Below are 15,620 nucleotides of genomic sequence, written 5' to 3' on the forward strand. Positions count from 1 at the left end.
CGTTCCGCTTCGCGCGGGGCCTCAGGCCGGGACGCGGTCGTGGTCCTTGCGGTCCCAGTGCCGGTGCTGCGCGAGGGCCCGCGCGAAGGCGGTGGCCAGCGCCGCCCCCGCGCCCGCCTGGGAGCCGGCGATGACGCCGGGCGCGGCCGGGTCGATTTCACAGGCCCTGAGCAGGTCCTCCGCGTCCCTGGATGCGCCCACCGTCTTGCAGTGCAGGTAGGCCTCCTGCACGAAGTGGCGCGACTCGCCGTCCTTCTTCAGCGTCTCCACGCTCCTGGCGCCGCCGGGGATGAAGACGCCGTCGTACTCCACGGAGGCGGTGGTCATGGCGCTCTTGTCCACCGGCACGTCCTTGCCGTTGGAGGCCTTCACCGTGCCCAGGCGCCTGGCGATGACCTTCAGCCGCGCCCCCTGCGCCGCCAGCTCCTTGCGCAGCGCCGCCAGCTCATCCGCGTCCACGCCGTCCGCGACGAGCACGCCCACCTTGCGGGTCTTGATGGACGGCTTCGAGGCCTGCTTCATCGCCTCCATGCTCAGGGCCTTGGACGCGGGCGGGCCCTTGGGCGTGACGGGCGTGGCCTTGGGCGCGGGCAGGCCCAGCCCCTCCGCCACGGCGGAGACGAGCAGGGCGTCGATCTTCGCGAAGTGCTCCAGCATGCGCTCCTGGATGGCCTTTGTCTCCACCTTGCCCAGCTCGAAGCGGCACGCGTCGATGAGGTGCTGCTGCTCCGGCTCGGACAGGCTGCGGAAGAAGAGGGCGGCCTGGCTGTAGTGGTCGTTGAAGGAGGCGGCGCGCTCCCGCACCTTCTTGCCGCTCACCTGCTCCGGGTGGTGCGCGTAGCCGCCCTGCTGCTGGGAGGCGAGGAACGGGCAGCCGCCGCCGAGCGAGTTGGGGAAGTAGTTGGCGCGGCCCACGTTGCTCGTGTGCCGGCCGAAGCCGTCCTGCTGGTGGTTGTGGACGGGCGCCACCGGGCGGTTGATGGGGAGCTCCGCGAAGTTCGGCCCACCCAGGCGCGTCAGCTGCGTGTCCAGGTACGAGAAGAGGCGCGCCTGCATCAGCGGGTCGTCCGTGAAGTCGATGCCCGGCACGATGTTGGCCACGCAGAAGGCGACCTGCTCCGTCTCCGAGAAGAAGTTCGTCGGGTTGCGGTCGAGGGTGAGCTTGCCCACCGGCTGCACCGGGACGACCTCCTCCGGGATGAGCTTGGTGGCGTCCAGCAGGTCCACGCCCAGCGCCTGCGCGTCCTTCTCCTCCAGGAGCTGGATGCCCAGCTCGTACTCGGGGAAGTCGCCCTGCTCGATGGCCTCGAAGAGGTCGCGGCGGTGGAAGTCCGGGTCCTTGCCCCCCAGCTTCTGCGCCTCATCCCAGACGAGCGAGTGCGTGCCCAGCAGCGGCTTCCAGTGGAACTTCACGAAGCGCGCGGTGTTCTTTTCGTCCACGAAGCGGAAGGTGTGGACGCCGAAGCCCTGCATCATCCGGAAGCTGCGCGGGATGGCGCGGTCGGACATGATCCACATGATCATGTGCAGGGTCTCCGGGACGAGCGACACGAAGTCCCAGAAGGAGTCATGCGCCGTCTGTGCCTGGGGGATCTCGTGGTGGGGCTCCGGCTTGGCGGCGTGGATGATGTCGGGGAACTTGATGCCGTCCTGGATGAAGAAGACGGGGATGTTGTTGCCCACCAGGTCGAAGTTGCCTTCCTCCGTGTAGAACTTCACCGCGAAGCCGCGCACGTCGCGCGCGGTGTCCGCGGAGCCGCGCGAGCCCGCGACGGTGGAGAAGCGCACGAACACCGGCGTCTTCTTGGACGGGTCCTGGAGGAACTTCGCGCGGGTGTATTGGGAGAGGGGTTCGTACACCTGGAAGTAGCCATGGGCGCCCGCGCCGCGCGCGTGGACGACGCGCTCGGGGATGCGCTCATGGTCGAAGCGGGTGAGCTTCTCGCGGAGGTGGAAGTCCTCGAGGAGCGTGGGGCCGCGAGCGCCGACCTTGAGTGAGTCGTCGGTGTGCTCGACACGGATGCCCTGGTCCGTGGTGAGGAAGTTGCCCGTGGGCTCTGAGCGGTCCCGCGCGAGCTGCTGGTCCTTGCTCTGCTCATCCACGCGCACCGCGTCCGGCTGCTTCTGTGAGGTCACCGCACCACCTCCTTCAAGGGGCGTGCAGGGTGCCGGACGCGGTGGGGACCGCACGCCCCGCGTGGCGCGTCTGGGAGGTGCAGGACGCAAGGCGGCGGGGGTGTCCAGTGGCGTTCGTTCGCGGCGTTGGCCAGCGAGCGTCAGGCGTCCCGGGCCCCGGGGCAGGCGCGGCGGGGAATCCATGGGAGACGTGCAGGGTATGGCGTGGGGTGTGTGCCCTGTCATGTTGGACGGGCGTGCTACCTCCTGCCGACATGGATAGAGTGATGGGCGGCGAGGACTGGGGAGACGCGATGGGAAAGAAGCCCGCGACCTATGCGGACCTGGAGGCGCTCCCGGAGCATGTCGTGGGGGAGCTTGTCGCGGGGGAGCTGTATGCCAGCCCGCAGCCGGCATTCCCCCATCTCACAGCGGCTTCGTTCCTGATGGCGCTCCTGGGTAATCCCTTTGTCTTTGGACTGGGAGGCCCGGGAGGCTGGTACATCGTGCTCGAACCCAGGCTCCGTCTGGGAGACGATGTCCTCATTCCGGACCTGGCCGGCTGGCGGCGCGAACGACTCCCGCAGGCGCCGAAAGTCGCGGCGCTCGCCCTTCCGCCAGATTGGGTCTGCGAGGTGCTTTCGCCCTCGACACGGCTCATGGACCGCGAGGTGAAGCTGCCGGTGTTCGCGCGCGAAGGGGTGCGGCATGTCTGGTTCATCGACCCGGTCCTTCGCACCCTGGAGGTGTTCCGGTTGGAGACGGGGCGGTATGTGCACCTCGCGACTCACTCGGGAACCGGGCCTGTACGTGTCGAGCCCTTCGATGCCGTGGCATTGCAACTCGGGGTGCTCTGGGACGAATTGGGCTGAGCGGCGTGCCCGCTTGCGGCGGGCAGCCGGCCGAGCACGGATTCAGGTGCGCACGGGCTCGGGGCAGGGGAGGCTTGCGCCCATGCCGCTGTCTCCGTTCTCGCTCCTCATCGCGCTGGGTGCCGTGCTCGGGCACCTGTACCTGCTCCGGCGGCTCGTGTGGAACATCACGTCCCGCCGTGGGCCCCGGCTCGCCGCCGCGCTCGTGCTGGGCCTCATGGCGCTGGTGCTGATCGCGCGGCGGTACCTGCAGCGCACGCTGCCGGAGGCCCCCGGCGACGTCGTGGAGCTGGTGTCCTATTCGTGGATGGGGGTGGCGCTGTGTCTGGTCCTCGCGCTCGCGGGGGTCGATGCGGGCCGGGCCTTGCTCGCCCTGGGACGGCGGCTTCGTCCCTCCGTGGCCGCACCTTCCGTGGACGTCGAGCGGCGGCGCTTCCTGTCGCAGGCAACCGCTGGTGGGGCGCTCGCGCTGGGCGGCGGCCTGGCCGGCTATGGGAGCTGGCGCGCGTTCACCGCCCCGGAGGTCACGGAGCGGGTGATCCGCATTCCGAAGCTGCCCCGTGCGCTGGAGGGCTTCACCCTCGTGCAGCTCACCGACCTGCACGTGGGCCCGTTCATCCAGCGGCGCTTCATGGACGAGCTGGTGCGGCGGGCCAACGCGCTCAAGCCGGACCTCGTCGCCATCACCGGCGACCTGGTGGACGGCACCGTGCCCCGGCTGGGCGGCTTCGTCGCGGCGCTCGGCGACCTCCAGGCGCGCTACGGCAGCTTCTTCGTCACCGGCAACCATGACTATTCGTCCGGCGCGGAGGCGTGGGTGGCCCACCTGGGCTCGCTGGGCATTCCCTCGCTGCGCAACCGGCACGTGCGCATCGGGGACGCGGGCGGCGCGTTCGACCTGGTGGGCGTGGATGACTGGCACGGCGGCCGGCGCCTGGGACAGAGGGGCTATGACCTGGAGCAGGCGCTCGCGGGCCGGGACCCGGAGCGCGCCGCGGTGCTGCTCGCGCACCAGCCCGCCAACTTCAAGGTGGCCGCCGAGCGCGGCGTGGACCTTCAAATCTCCGGTCACACCCACGGCGGCCAGCTCTTCCCCATGACGGCGCTCATCGGGCTGAGCTGGGAGCACTCCGCCGGCCACTACCGGCACGGCGACGCACACATCTACGTCAGCCGGGGCTGCGGCTTCTGGGGACCGCCCATGCGGCTGGGTAGCCCCCCGGAGCTCGTCAAGCTGGTGCTGACTTCGTGAGGAACGCGTCCAGCGCGGCGTTCACCGCGTCCGGATGGTCCAGCTGGATCCAATGGCCGGCGCCCTCCACCACCTGGTGCGCCACGCCTTCCCCCAGCCGGTGGAGGCTGTGCGGCGCGTCGTTGTCCGGCGCGACGAGCGAGAACTTCGGCCCCGGATAGCGCGCGAGCGCGGCCGTCAGGTCGAAGCGCAGCCTGGCGCGCTGCACGGCCGTCACGGCGGACAGGGGCGTGGCGTCCAGGTCCGCCAGCAGCCGCTCGCGCACGTCCGCGCGCGGCCCCGCCATCTGCGCCCAGTCCTGCCGCACGGCCTGCGCCACGTCCGGCGCGTCCAGCGAGGCGAGGTACGCGGTCACCTGCTCCTCGGGGTACCGGCGCGGGTCCGTCATCGGATCCACCAGGAACAGGCCCGCCACCTGCCGGGGGTTCTCCCCCGCGTATGCCAGCGCCACGCCCCCGCTGATGCTGTGGCCCACCAGCACGAAGCGGCGCAGCCCCAGCGCGCGCACGACGGCGGCGATGTCCGCCGCGAGCGACTCCAGCGCGTAGTCCTCCGGCTCCGGGACGGCGGAGCCTCCGTGCCCGCGCAGCTCCAGCGCGATGCCCCGGCGGCCCGTCCGGGCCAGGTGCTCCAGCTGGGCCTGCCAGTGGGAGGCGTTGCCCGCGAGCGCGTGCACGAGGACGACGGGCGGCGCCTCGCCGCCACCTCCGGTGTCCACCACCCGCAGGTCGCCCGCGGGCCCCGCCACGCGGAAGTCGTCGAAGCGGACGCGGTGGGACTCGAAGGCCTGGCCTTCCGCGAAGGGGACCTCGTAGTGGGTGACGTGCAGGTCCCGCTCGATGAGGTAGCGGTCGTCCTCCGGGAAGAAGATGGCGCGCTCCGGCGCGACCCCCGCGAAGCGCTTCACCGCGTCCATGGACTCCCAGAGGGTGACGAGGAGGAACTCCGCGCGCCCGTCCGCCACCTTGCGCAGGCAGTACGCGGCCAGGTTGCCCGGCGTGCGCCGGTAGTGCGTGAGGCCCGTCTGATGGAGATACGCGAGGTAGGCGTCGGCGTCCTCCGCCTTCGTCACCCCGCGCCAGGTGCGTGCGAGCATTCCAGGTTCCTCGTGCCGGCAAGAAAGGGAGCCGTGCATGTAGCGCGCCCCGTGGGGCGGGACCACCCCGCCGTGGCCCGCGTGTGGGCAGACGACACTTGGCTTGAGGGCGTGCGTCGCCGACGAGGCCGTGCACACGTGGAAGCGAACCCTGGCGCACCGATTTCCGCGACACCCCCCGGCCGGTGGACGAGCCCCGGCCCGGCTGGCGCCAGGGGCTCGCGGGTGCTGGCGGAGGAGCCGCTCTTCGGGACGACGCCGCTGGTGCATCCGGCGGCCCCCGCGCGGATCCACCTGGCCCGCCCGGAGTGCGTGGCGACCTTCGATGAGGCCCTGCCGCGGATGATGGCGCCCGAGCCCCCGGCGTCCGGGACCGTCATCGTGGAGTGCCCGGCGCCGCTGCCAGTGGAGGCCGCGTCCGGCGCGGGCGCGGTGCGCGTGAGCCGCGAGTCGCCGGAGCGTTTCAGCGTGGAGGTGGAGGCCGAGGCGCCGTCGGTGCTGGTGATCAACGATGCGCACCTGCCCGGCTGGACCGCGACGCTGGATGGCGAGCCCGCGTCCATCCTCGCCGCCAACGTGGCGGTGCGCGCGGTGCCGGTGCCGGCGGGACGCCACACGGTGGTGATGCGCTACCGGACGCCGGGGCTCCTCCCCGGGCTGTGGCTGGGCGCGCTGGGAGCCGCGATGGTCGTGTCGCGGCGCCGTGCCCGGAAGCTGACCGGCGCCGGCCTCCAGGCTCAGCGCGGCGCGGGCGTGGCGGTGCTCGGGGCGCCGAACGCGGGCGGCGAGGCGGTCAGCGCTCCGACGGAGTAGGTGCCGTCGTAGCCGTCCGGATCCTCCGCCTTCTTCTGGAGCGTGATGCCCGGGGCCTGGGCCTCGCCCCGGGCGCGCAGGGACTGCTGGCCACAGGTGTCCGCCGTCATCCCCCGGCAGATCCACGCGGAGCCTCCGGCGCTCGCCAGGTCGAGCGACACCAGGCCGGGCTCCGCTTCGAGCAGCCGGTGCGTCATGAACTGGAGCTTCTCGTCCCAGGGCGCGCCCACGTCGCGGCGCGCGTGCAGGTTGCCCACGAGCACGATGAAGGTGTCCGCGCGCGCCTGACTCCGCGCCTCGCGGAGCTGTGCCGCCATCGTGTCGTCGCGGTCCTTGCCCCCCGCGTCGAACGCCACCACGCGGATCGGCAGCCCCGCGTGCCTCCACTCGCGCACGCGCTCCAGCAGTTGGCGCATGGCCTCGCTGCTGCGGCCGTCCTGGACCTCGCGGCGCCAGAAGGCGCTGTCGAGCGGGCCCTCGGCTTCACCCGAGACGAACGCGTCCAGGCGCGCCTGCTCCTCCACGGGCAGCTCCAATGCCAACCGCACCGGCTGTCCCGCCGCCGCCGCGTGACACGCCAGCCGCGCCGCGAAGACCGGCGCCTCCTGCGTGCCGTGAATCTCGCCCAGCACGACGAAGGCCGCGGGCTTGAGCACCGCCTCCATGCCGGGGAGCTCCGGGCCGCAGTCCGCCTTCGCGGTCGTCACGGGAGCTTCGCGCGCCGTCCGACATCCGGCCAGCAGGCAGGTGGCCAACAGCAGGGACCGCGGGGAAGGTCGCATGGGCGTGGAGCCTCCTGAAAGGAACCGGGGAAGCCCCAGTCTCCCCCAGCCCCTCGCCCCTGGAAACACGACGGCCCGCCCCGGGAGACGGAGCGGGCCGGTCGTGGCCTCGTGCGTGACGGGTCGTGTCAGGCGGTGGGGGCGACGACGCTCGGGGCCGACTGGCGCTGGGCCGCCGCGAGCGCAGAGCGCTGCAACCACCCGGCGAGCCCCAGCATCGCGAGCCCGGAGGTGCGCAGCGTGCGCAGCAGCTCCACCGCCTCCGCGGGATTGCCGGGCAACAGCGGGGCCAGCCACTCGCGCGCGTCGTAGAAGAGCCACACCGCGCCGGAGATGCCCATGGCCCACCACACCCACGCGAGCCGCCCACCGCGCAGCATGTACGCGACGCGGAGGATGGGCGCGACGAGCAGGATGGTCGTCATGTCCGCCAGCGTGGACGCCAGCGCGATGATGGCCGTGCACGTGGCCGCGAAGTCCTGGCCCAGGTGCCCCACCGCCGAGACGAGCGCGGGCCCGCCCACCGCCAGCGCCGCCAGCGCCGCCACCGCCCACAGGAGCGTCGCGCGGGGGCTGGGCGGCGGCTGGAGGCCGGACTGCTTGTAGGTGCGCGCCAGCAGCACCAGCGCGAACGTGGTGCTCACGTTCGCCAGCACCACCACGCCCATGCGCACGGGCAGCAGCGGCGACGCCGTGAACGGCACGTCCGGCACCGCGTGCATCCAGTAGCTGCGCAGGGCCGTGCTGACGAGCGACAGCAGCGCGCCCACCGTCAGCAAGCCCCACACGCGGCGCAGGTAGTCCCCCGCGCCGAACGCCTTCGCCGCCGCCGCCGTACCCAGCACCGCGAGCAGGCCCACGGCCCAGCCCGCCACGTCACCCACCAGCGCCAGCCGCTGCGCGTCCTGGAACGACGTGGCCACCGCGGCCAGATGCACCCCCTGGAGCACCAGCACGGCGCCCAGCCAGGGCGCCACCTTCGCGAGCGCGCGACCCGAGGGGGGACGGGGGGCGTTCATCGCAGCTTCTCCATGGCCTTCGATAGCTCCGTGAGGGTGTGGTTCGTGCGCGCCGCGCCGATGAAGACGTTGAGCATGGGCTTGAGGCCCTCCAGCACCAGCGGCACGTCCTGCACGCCCACCTGCTCCGGTGGACGCTTGAGGGCCCGCAGCGAGGCGGTGTGGATGGCCATCTTCGCGGTGAAGTCACCCAGGAGCGGCTCCAGGTGATGCATCAACACGTCGTGCCAGCCAGGGGCGGATGAAGGGGAGGACGAGGGAGTCTGCACGTCACCTCCGCGGGGGGAAGACCCCCAGCGTAGGGACATTTCGAACCCGGCACGAGGGCTCGCCTGCTCTCGGACCCGCACAAAGTGCTCGGGCGGGCCTGATTTCCCCGCGACCTCTGGAAAACGGTGCGGCTTTCAGCGGCGGCGGGGCTTCTTGTCCTCGGCCGGCTTGGGGGCGGGCCGGGGCTCGTGGGGGCCCTTGAGGATGTCCTCGAAGCGGGACTTCTGCTTGCGGCGCTTGAAGAAGAGGGCGGTGCGGCCCAGCAGCTGCGCGAGCTCCGAGCCGGTGGCCTCGGCGATGGTATCGGCGCCTTCGTGGCGGCCCTCCGGGCCTTCGTTGATCTTGACCTTGATGAGCTCGTGGTCGTTCAGCGCCTGCTCGACGGCGGCGATGACGCCCTCGGTGACGCCGGACTGGCCGACGATGACCACCGGCTCCAGGTGGTGGCCGAGGGCCCGCAGGTGGCGGCGTTCTTTCCCGGTGAGGGGCATGGGGGTGTCTCCTTGAAAAGGCGCGCACCCTACTTCTTTTGCGACGCCATGCGGATCTCTCGCATCGCGTCGATGTGGTCCGGTTGCAGCTCGACCGTTCGCTTGAAGTGCTTGAGGGCGCCGGTCGCGTCGCCGCACACCTTGGCGATGACGCCCAGGAAGTAGTGGGCGGGGGCGCAGCGCTCGTTGCGCTTGATGGCGGCCTGGATTTCGCGGAAGGCCTCCGGCTGGGCGGCCTTCTTGTCCGGAGCGGTGAGGAAGCGCGCGTAGCCCCGCCAGGCGTAGAACTCCGGCTCCTCGGCGTTGAGGGCGATGGCGTCGTTGAGCATCTTCACGGCTTCCGGGTACTTGCGCGCCTTCACCAGGATGCAGGCCTTCTGGAAGAGCTCCTCCGCCTGGAGGATGGCCTGGACGTCCACGCCGTCGCCGCCGCCGCTCTTGAGCTCCTCAAGGTAGGCCGCGCGGCTCTTGTCGTCGGAGAGGGCGCGGTAGGCGTCGCCGATGTACGCGAACACCTCCGCCTTGAGCTTCTCCAACTCGGGCGGGGCACCCGGGGGCAGGGTGTCCGGGTGGTAGAGCTTGGCCAGGCGGAAGTAGGCGATCTTCACCGCGCTGCCTTCGGTCTGTTCGGTGAGGCCGAGCCGCTGGAAGTGGTTCTGGCCCTTCATGGTCGCGGCGAGCTGGCGCAGCGTGGGCAGCTCGTCCGAACCGGGGGCCGGACCCGACGCGGCGGGGGCCGCCGGAGCGCCGACGACGGGCGGAGCGGGGCGGGCGCCCGGGCCCGCGAGGGGCGCGGCTCCGGCGGGAGCACCTGGAGGTCGGGCACCAGGGCCGGCGGTGGGGGCGGCCCCCGGAGGCCGCGGAGCCGCACCTGGACCGGCGACAGGCGCGGTGGCCGGACGCGCGGTGCCGGGACCCGCCACAGGGGTGGCACCGGCGGGACGGGGGGCGGCGCCCGGACCCGCGATGGGAGCACCGGGGCCGGCGGTGGGGGCGGGACCCGGACCCGCGACGGGGACGCCAGGACCGGCAACCGGCGCGGCGGGTCTGGCTCCTGCGGCGGGCGCACCGGGGCCGGCCGTCGGAGTGGCCGCGGGGGCCACGACGGGCCTGGCTCCAGCGCTCGCGGCTCCTGGACCGGCGACGGGCGCTGCCGGACCCGCGGCTCCAGGCCCCACGGTGGGCACGGTGCCGGACGGGCGGGTCGGGTTGCCCGAGGTGGGGCCGGAGGCCGGAGGCGGTGGCGCTGTCTGCGCGCGCGAGGCCGCCGCGAAGGAGACGCCGCTCAGCTCCTTCATCAGGAATGCCACGCGCAGCAGGTGATCCACGTCCTGCGGCACGTCCTGGAGCAGCTGCCCCAGCGAGCGCACGCCGTCGATGAAGGAGAGCGCGCGAACCTCGTGCGGCGTCAGGCGCAGCTCGCTGGCGGCCACCCGGCCCCCGGACTTCATGATGGGCATGGGCAGCACATAGGCCAGCCGCCGCTTGAGATCCGACGGCGGTATGCGGCGCACCTGGTCGCTGAGCAGCGCCCAGCGGTTGCCCAAGGGCATCGCCTTCTGGGCGGGCAGGTCCCGCGCCTCGAAGGTGAACGTCCCGGACTCCGCCCGCAGGGCCTTGCTCAGGATGCCCAGCGCCCGCTGCGACAGCTGCGCGAACGCCGTCGCTGGCTGTAGCAGCCCCAGCCCGAAGAGCGCCGCGAGCAGGTCGCCCCCGAAGCGCTCCTTCGCGCCTTCCGCCTGCTGGAGCTGCTCCGCCGTCAGGAGCCGCGCGCCCATCAGCGACACGCCCAGCGCGTCCTCCGGGTGCGACGAGTCCACGAACTCCGGATTGCCCTTGCGGAAGTGGACCGACAGCGTGCGGTCCGATAGCACCAACGTCAGCAGGCCCGTGTGCTCGCCCGCGGCGATGCGCCCGTACAGTTGCAAGGGCGAGCACTGCGAGAGCTGCCCCTGTGGCGGCACCGTGTTGGTCCCGTCATCCTCCGGCGCTGGCGCGGGCTGAGGCGCTGCCGGACGGGCCGCCGTGGCCGGAGCCGCTCCCGCGCCAGGCGCTCCCGCCGGACGGGCCGCCGCGCCAGGAGGACCCGGTGGCCGCGCGGCGACGGGCGGACGCGCCGCGCCGGGACCCCGTATCGCGCCTGGACCCGCCATGGGCGCGGCGCCCGGACCCGTCATGGGCATGGCGCCCGGACCCGCCATGGGCGCGGCGCCCGGACCCGCGATGGGCGCGGCGACAGGGCCAGGACCGGGCGGTGGTGGGGCGATGACGGCCGGCGCGGATTGCCGCAGCGACGCGGGCGCGCCGTCCCCCCACAGCTCGCGGGGGAACATGTCCCGCACCTCCGGGAAGCGCCAGGGGAAGGCGAACTGCAACCCGTCGGTGGAGACCTGGAGCTTGCCCTGGATGGAGCCGCTGTCGATGAGCAGCTCGATGGTCGGACCCGTCAGGGGGCCCCAGGTGGTGCCCCGATCGTTCCGCACCCAGTACTGCCGGACCTCGCCCTCCGCCATGTGCTGTCCTGCTCCCACTCCCTGGACCACCGGGAAGCAGGAATTTTATCGCCGCCCGAGCCCGCCTCCAAGCAGACGACCTCTCGCGGGCCGCCGGGCGGGGGTTTCAGGGCGTGGCGCCCTCCATCGCCGCCAGCCCCACGCTGGCGAGGCACGCCGCGTCGGCCTGCTGCTCGGCGGGCGGGTCGAAGCAGTACACCTCGCTGTCGAAGACCTTGCAGATGCCCGCCGGGGTCCCCGCGCACGCCACCTTTCCGTACGCCGTGGTGCAGTTGTACCCGCACACCGGGCCCGTCTCGCTCAGCTTGCACTGCGGCGCGGGCAGGCCCTTGCCCCACGCGCAGAGCGCCGCGGGCGACGGGTCGAAGCAGGTGAGGTGGCCGTTCTGCGCCTTGCACACGCCCAGGGGCGTCTTCGCGCAGCGCACGCCCTCGGAGGCGTTCACGCAGTTGTAGCCGCACGCCATTTGCAGGCCGTTGCTGACGCACTGCGCGCGAGGCACCTGCCGGCCGAACACCGCGAACACCGCGGCGGGCGGGTCGAAGCACGTCACGTTGCCGCTCTGGGTGCGACACACGCCCGCGGGCGTCTTCGCGCACTGCACCTTGCCGAAGTCCGTCACGCACCCGAAGCCGCAGCCCACCACCCCGTCGATGGTCTTGCACTCCGAGTCCGGCAGCCCGGCGCCGTAGGCCTTCACCACGTAGGCCGGCGGGTCGAAGCAGACGGCCTGCCCGTCGATGACGGTACAGCGGCCCTGGAGCGTCTGGGCGCACCGCACGCGCTGTCCATCCGACTTGCACGCATAGCCACAGGACACGTGCCCGTCGATGGCGCGGCACGTGGCGGTGGTCGCGTCGGGAGGGGAGGGCGGCGCCGCCAGCGTCAGCGCCAGCACGGTCATCAAGGTCGCGAGCATGCACCGCATTGACCCCCAAGCTTCGCCCCCGCGCAAGTAAGGGTGATAAGCGAGCGCCACCGTGGACCTGGACGTCAGCGCAGTGAAGCTGGTGCTGTTGTGCGTGGCCGCGCTGAGCGCGGGCGTCGTGGACGCCATCGCGGGAGGCGGCGGGCTGATCACCCTGCCCGCGCTCCTGACGGCCGGCCTGCCGGCGCACGTGGCGCTGGGCACCAACAAGGGGCAGTCCGTGTTCGGCTCGGGCGCGGCCATGGTGCGCTTCGCGCGCGCGGGCCTCGTGGACGGGAAGCTGGCCCGGGTGACGTTCCCCTTTGGGCTGATGGGCGCGTTCGCCGGCGCGGCGCTGGTGCTGCTGCTCGAACCGGAGGTGCTCAAGCCGCTGGTGCTGGTGCTGCTCATCGCGGTGGCGGTGTTCCTCGCCTTCCGCCGCGCGCCGCCGAAGCAGGACGGCGTGGAGCCCTCGCCGCGGCCGCGCGCGCAGGCCATCGGCGCGCTCATCGCGCTCTGCCTCGGCACCTATGACGGCTTCTTCGGTCCGGGCGTGGGCACCTTCCTCATCGTGGCGTTCTCGTCGCTGCTGGGCCACTGCCTGGCGCGCGCGTCCGCGGACGCGAAGGTGGTGAACTTCGCCTCCAACCTGGCGTCCGTGACGCTCTTCGCGGTCCGGGGCGTGGTGCTGTGGAAGGTGGCGCTGCCCATGGCCGCCGCGCAGTTCACCGGCGCGTGGCTGGGCGCGCACCTGGCGGTGAAGGGCGGCGACCGGCTGGTGCGCGGGGTGGTGCTGTGCGTGGTGGCCGCGCTGGTGCTGAAGCTGGGGCGCGACGTGTGGCTGGGCTGGGCGGCCTGAGGCAGGCGCGCCCGGCCTTCAGCCGATGTGCACCAGCAGGCACAGCCCGCGCTTCGCCACGGACGCGGTGAACTTCTGGAGCTCCACGAAGTAGGAGAGCAGCTCCTCCAGCGGGTCCACGTCCTCCGCCGGCTCCTCCTCGTCCCAGGTGCCGGGGTAGATGTCCTCCGCCTGGAGCTTCGCGGGGGCGAAGCGCTTGCGCAGGGCGTCCACGGGCGTCTGCTTCAGCGCCTCCGCCAGCGCCTTCACGGCGGCCGCGTCGAACACGCGCGCGGTGCCTTCATCCGACGGGATGTCGCCCACCTCGTCGCCGCCGCGCACGAGGAAATCCAGGGGCGGCTGGCCCTCCCACGCGGTGCCGGTGAGCAGGTACTGGAGGCCGTGCCACGCCTCGCCGATGTCCAGCTCCAGGAACGCCGCGCCCTTCGCGTCGCCGAAGTCCTCCTCGTCCTCCAGGAAGGGCTCCAGCGACTCGGGCGCCGCGCGCAGGGCCTGGCGCTGCGACTCGGTGGTGCTGCGCAGCGTGCAGAGCATCTCCATGGGGCGGCCTACTCCACGACGACGAGCTTGGCGTTGTTCTCCACGGCGGTGCCCTCCTTGGCGAACACCTCCGTGACCTTGCCGGCCTTGGGGCTCTTGAGCTCGTTCTCCATCTTCATGGCCTCCACGACCACGAGCCCCTGGCCCTCCTTCACTTCCTCCCCGACCTTGACCAGCACCTTCACCACCTTGCCGGGCATGGGCGCGAGGACGACCTGGCGGCCCTCCACGGAGAAGCTGCTGGCGGCCGCGCGCATGCGCAGCTTGCGCTCGTCCGCGACGTCGGTGCGGTTCACCTGCCCGCGCACCAGCGTGCCGACCTCGTCGCCGTTCTCCTCGAACTCGACGTTGTACGACTGGCCGTCCACCAGGAGCGACAGCGTGCCCGCGTCCACGGACAGCGCGTCCACCTGGAACGTCTTGCCGTTCACCGTGAGCCGGTAGCGGTCCTGGCCCAGCGACTCCAGGTCCACCGGCACCGCTTCCTTCTGGCCTTGCTGCTTCGTGAAGTAACGCATGGAGGAAAGGTCCTTCCGAGAGGCCTGCGGGAGGAAGAGGGTCAGCGGCGGCGGCTCTTCAGCGCCAGCCGCCACGGGCTGATGCGGCCGCTGGCGTCCGAGCCACCGGCGCGCGACGGCAGCGTCTCCGCGCGCTTCTGGTCGCGCTGGAAGGCGTGCAGCGTGCTCGCGAGCAGCGCCACCTCGCTGAGCTTGGGGTCCTCCGCGCCCAGGAGCGCGGTGTGCTCGCGGGTGAGGAAGCTGGTGTCGTAGTCCCCGCCCACGAACTCCGGGTGGGACAGGATGCCGTGCAGGTAGCGGAGGTTGGTGGTGATGCCCTTCACCACGTACTCGGACAGCGCGCGCTTGGCCCGCGCGATGGCCTCCTCGCGCGTGGCGCCCCACACGGACAGCTTGGAGATCATGGGGTCGTAGGCGTTGGGCACCGTGAAGCCCGCGTACACGCCCGAGTCGTCGCGCACGTTCGGGCCGCCCGGCACGCGCAGCGCCTGGATCTTCCCGGGGCTGGGCATGAAGTTGCGCGCCGGGTCCTCGGCGTACACGCGCACTTCGATGGCGTGGCCGCGCGGCGCGGGGGCCTCGAAGAGGGGGAGCTTCTCCCCTTCGGCGGCCTTGATCTGCATGGCCACCAGGTCCAGGCCGGTGACCCACTCCGTCACCGGGTGCTCCACCTGGAGGCGGGTGTTCATCTCCAGGAAGTAGAAGTTGCGGTGCACGTCCACCAGGAACTCCACCGTCCCGGCGCCCACGTAGTTGACGGCCTTGGCCGCCTTCACCGCGACCTCCCCCATCTTCGCGCGCAGCTCCGGCGTGAGGATGGGGCTGGGCGTCTCCTCCACGACCTTCTGGTGGCGGCGCTGCGCGGAGCACTCGCGCTCGTTCAGGTGGAGGGTGTTGCCGTACTGGTCGGCGAACACCTGGATCTCCACGTGGTGGGGCTTCTCCAGGTACTTCTCGATGTAGACCGAGTCGTTGCCGAAGGCGTTGAGCGCCTCGCTCTTGGCGGAGCGCCACGCGGAGTCGAAGTCGGCCAGGCCCTCCACGCGGCGCATGCCCTTGCCGCCGCCGCCGCCAGCGGCCTTGAGCATGATGGGGAAGCCGATGCCCTGGGCGTACTCGCGCGCCTCCTCGATGGTGACGATGGGCTCGGTGGTGCCGGGGACCACGGGCACGCCCGCCTGGATCATGTTGGCGCGGGCGCGGGTCTTCTCGCCCATGGCGTCCATGGCGGAGGCCGGCGGGCCGATGAAGGTGATGCCGGCCTTCTCGCAGGCGCGCACGAAGGAGGCGTTCTCGGAGAGGAAGCCGTAGCCGGGGTGGATGGCGTCCGCGCCGGACTGCTTCGCGACCTCCAGGATGCGCTCCTGCACGAGGTAGCTCTCGCGCGAGGGCGGGGGACCGACGAAGTACGCCTGGTCCGCCATGCGGACGTGCAGGGCCGAGCGGTCTGCTTCGGAGTACACCGCCACCGTGGCGATGCCGAGGTCCTTGCAGGTGCGCATCACCCGGATGGCGATCTCGCCGCGGTTGGCGACGAGCACTTTGCGGATCTTGGGCATGGGCGCCCGTCTAG

At 72.2% G+C, this 15,620-nt stretch carries 15 protein-coding genes; 4 read left to right on the forward strand and 11 right to left on the reverse strand.

Annotation, left to right across the window (positions count from 1 at the left end):
• Positions 1-21: 21 nt before the first annotated feature.
• The gene (locus U8525_RS03835; RefSeq protein ID WP_374261304.1) at positions 22-2,136 is read right to left on the reverse strand and encodes a catalase; all 2,115 of its coding nucleotides are present in this window, start codon (positions 2,134-2,136) and stop codon (positions 22-24) included.
• A 266-nt stretch (positions 2,137-2,402) separates the two neighbouring features.
• Here U8525_RS03835 and U8525_RS03840 point away from each other — a divergent pair, with 266 nt between their 5' ends.
• The gene (locus U8525_RS03840) at positions 2,403-2,987 is read left to right on the forward strand and encodes a Uma2 family endonuclease (protein WP_374261307.1); all 585 of its coding nucleotides are present in this window, start codon (positions 2,403-2,405) and stop codon (positions 2,985-2,987) included.
• A gap of 82 nt (positions 2,988-3,069) precedes the next feature.
• Positions 3,070-4,239: a metallophosphoesterase gene (locus U8525_RS03845; protein WP_374261309.1), complete on the forward strand. Its 1,170-nt coding sequence runs from the start codon at positions 3,070-3,072 to the stop codon at positions 4,237-4,239.
• On the opposite strand, the gene U8525_RS03850 is transcribed toward U8525_RS03845, so the two are convergent.
• Entirely contained in the window at positions 4,217-5,335 is a 1,119-nt protein-coding gene (locus U8525_RS03850) for an alpha/beta fold hydrolase (protein WP_374261312.1), read from the reverse strand. The genes U8525_RS03845 and U8525_RS03850 overlap by 23 nt on opposite strands.
• Before the next feature lie 138 nt (positions 5,336-5,473).
• Here U8525_RS03850 and U8525_RS03855 point away from each other — a divergent pair, with 138 nt between their 5' ends.
• Positions 5,474-6,148 carry a YfhO family protein gene (locus U8525_RS03855; protein WP_374261315.1) on the forward strand — a complete coding sequence of 225 codons (675 nt, stop codon included), beginning with the start codon at positions 5,474-5,476 and terminating at the stop codon, positions 6,146-6,148.
• On the opposite strand, the gene U8525_RS03860 is transcribed toward U8525_RS03855, so the two are convergent.
• The 6 genes from U8525_RS03860 to U8525_RS03885 form a co-directional block, all read right to left on the reverse strand.
• Positions 6,073-6,855, reverse strand: a complete 783-nt coding sequence (locus U8525_RS03860) for a hypothetical protein (protein ID WP_374261318.1) — start codon at positions 6,853-6,855, stop codon at positions 6,073-6,075. The two genes, U8525_RS03855 and U8525_RS03860, sit on opposite strands and share 76 nt — an antisense overlap.
• A gap of 203 nt (positions 6,856-7,058) precedes the next feature.
• Positions 7,059-7,949 (reverse strand): hypothetical protein, encoded by an 891-nt coding sequence (locus U8525_RS03865; protein ID WP_374261320.1) that lies wholly within the window; start codon positions 7,947-7,949, stop codon positions 7,059-7,061.
• Entirely contained in the window at positions 7,946-8,218 is a 273-nt protein-coding gene (locus tag U8525_RS03870) for a hypothetical protein (RefSeq protein WP_374261323.1), read from the reverse strand. Before U8525_RS03870 ends, U8525_RS03865 begins: the two co-directional genes overlap by 4 nt.
• A 135-nt stretch (positions 8,219-8,353) precedes the next feature.
• Positions 8,354-8,710 (reverse strand): ribosome assembly RNA-binding protein YhbY, encoded by a 357-nt coding sequence (gene yhbY, locus U8525_RS03875; RefSeq protein ID WP_374261326.1) that lies wholly within the window; start codon positions 8,708-8,710, stop codon positions 8,354-8,356.
• 29 nt (positions 8,711-8,739) lie between these two features.
• Positions 8,740-11,223 (reverse strand): DnaJ domain-containing protein, encoded by a 2,484-nt coding sequence (locus tag U8525_RS03880; protein ID WP_374261329.1) that lies wholly within the window; start codon positions 11,221-11,223, stop codon positions 8,740-8,742.
• A 106-nt stretch (positions 11,224-11,329) separates the two neighbouring features.
• Positions 11,330-12,142, reverse strand: a complete 813-nt coding sequence (locus U8525_RS03885) for a hypothetical protein (RefSeq protein ID WP_374261332.1) — start codon at positions 12,140-12,142, stop codon at positions 11,330-11,332.
• 61 nt (positions 12,143-12,203) lie between these two features.
• Here U8525_RS03885 and U8525_RS03890 point away from each other — a divergent pair, with 61 nt between their 5' ends.
• Positions 12,204-12,989 carry a TSUP family transporter gene (locus tag U8525_RS03890; RefSeq protein WP_374261335.1) on the forward strand — a complete coding sequence of 262 codons (786 nt, stop codon included), beginning with the start codon at positions 12,204-12,206 and terminating at the stop codon, positions 12,987-12,989.
• A gap of 18 nt (positions 12,990-13,007) precedes the next feature.
• Here the strand turns inward: U8525_RS03890 and U8525_RS03895 are convergent, their stop codons facing one another.
• Genes U8525_RS03895 through U8525_RS03905 form a run of 3 tightly spaced genes read right to left on the reverse strand, consistent with a single transcriptional unit; the run spans position 13,008 to position 15,606 of the window.
• On the reverse strand, positions 13,008-13,529 hold the full coding sequence (locus U8525_RS03895; protein WP_374261338.1) for a YfbM family protein: 522 nt from the start codon (positions 13,527-13,529) through the stop codon (positions 13,008-13,010).
• Between the two features lie 8 nt (positions 13,530-13,537).
• On the reverse strand, positions 13,538-14,047 hold the full coding sequence (locus U8525_RS03900) for a biotin/lipoyl-containing protein (RefSeq protein ID WP_374261341.1): 510 nt from the start codon (positions 14,045-14,047) through the stop codon (positions 13,538-13,540).
• 41 nt (positions 14,048-14,088) lie between these two features.
• A complete protein-coding gene (locus tag U8525_RS03905; RefSeq protein ID WP_374261344.1) occupies positions 14,089-15,606 on the reverse strand; it encodes an acetyl/propionyl/methylcrotonyl-CoA carboxylase subunit alpha in 1,518 nt (505 codons plus the stop codon).
• Positions 15,607-15,620: the final 14 nt, after the last annotated feature.

The organism is Corallococcus sp. RDP092CA (assembly GCF_041903675.1).
In the GTDB taxonomy this organism is placed as follows: Bacteria; Myxococcota; Myxococcia; order Myxococcales; family Myxococcaceae; genus Corallococcus.

Coding starts and splice junctions, on each gene's coding strand:
- U8525_RS03840 (WP_374261307.1), top strand. CDS start 2,403: ATGGGCGGCGAGGACTGGGGAGACGCGATGGGAAAGAAGCCCGCGACC.
- U8525_RS03845 (WP_374261309.1), top strand. CDS start 3,070: ATGCCGCTGTCTCCGTTCTCGCTCCTCATCGCGCTGGGTGCCGTGCTC.
- U8525_RS03850 (WP_374261312.1), bottom strand. CDS start 5,335: ATGCTCGCACGCACCTGGCGCGGGGTGACGAAGGCGGAGGACGCCGAC.
- U8525_RS03865 (WP_374261320.1), bottom strand. CDS start 7,949: ATGAACGCCCCCCGTCCCCCCTCGGGTCGCGCGCTCGCGAAGGTGGCG.
- yhbY (WP_374261326.1), bottom strand. CDS start 8,710: ATGCCCCTCACCGGGAAAGAACGCCGCCACCTGCGGGCCCTCGGCCAC.
- U8525_RS03880 (WP_374261329.1), bottom strand. CDS start 11,223: ATGGCGGAGGGCGAGGTCCGGCAGTACTGGGTGCGGAACGATCGGGGC.
- U8525_RS03885 (WP_374261332.1), bottom strand. CDS start 12,142: ATGCTCGCGACCTTGATGACCGTGCTGGCGCTGACGCTGGCGGCGCCG.
- U8525_RS03895 (WP_374261338.1), bottom strand. CDS start 13,529: ATGGAGATGCTCTGCACGCTGCGCAGCACCACCGAGTCGCAGCGCCAG.
- U8525_RS03900 (WP_374261341.1), bottom strand. CDS start 14,047: ATGCGTTACTTCACGAAGCAGCAAGGCCAGAAGGAAGCGGTGCCGGTG.
- U8525_RS03905 (WP_374261344.1), bottom strand. CDS start 15,606: ATGCCCAAGATCCGCAAAGTGCTCGTCGCCAACCGCGGCGAGATCGCC.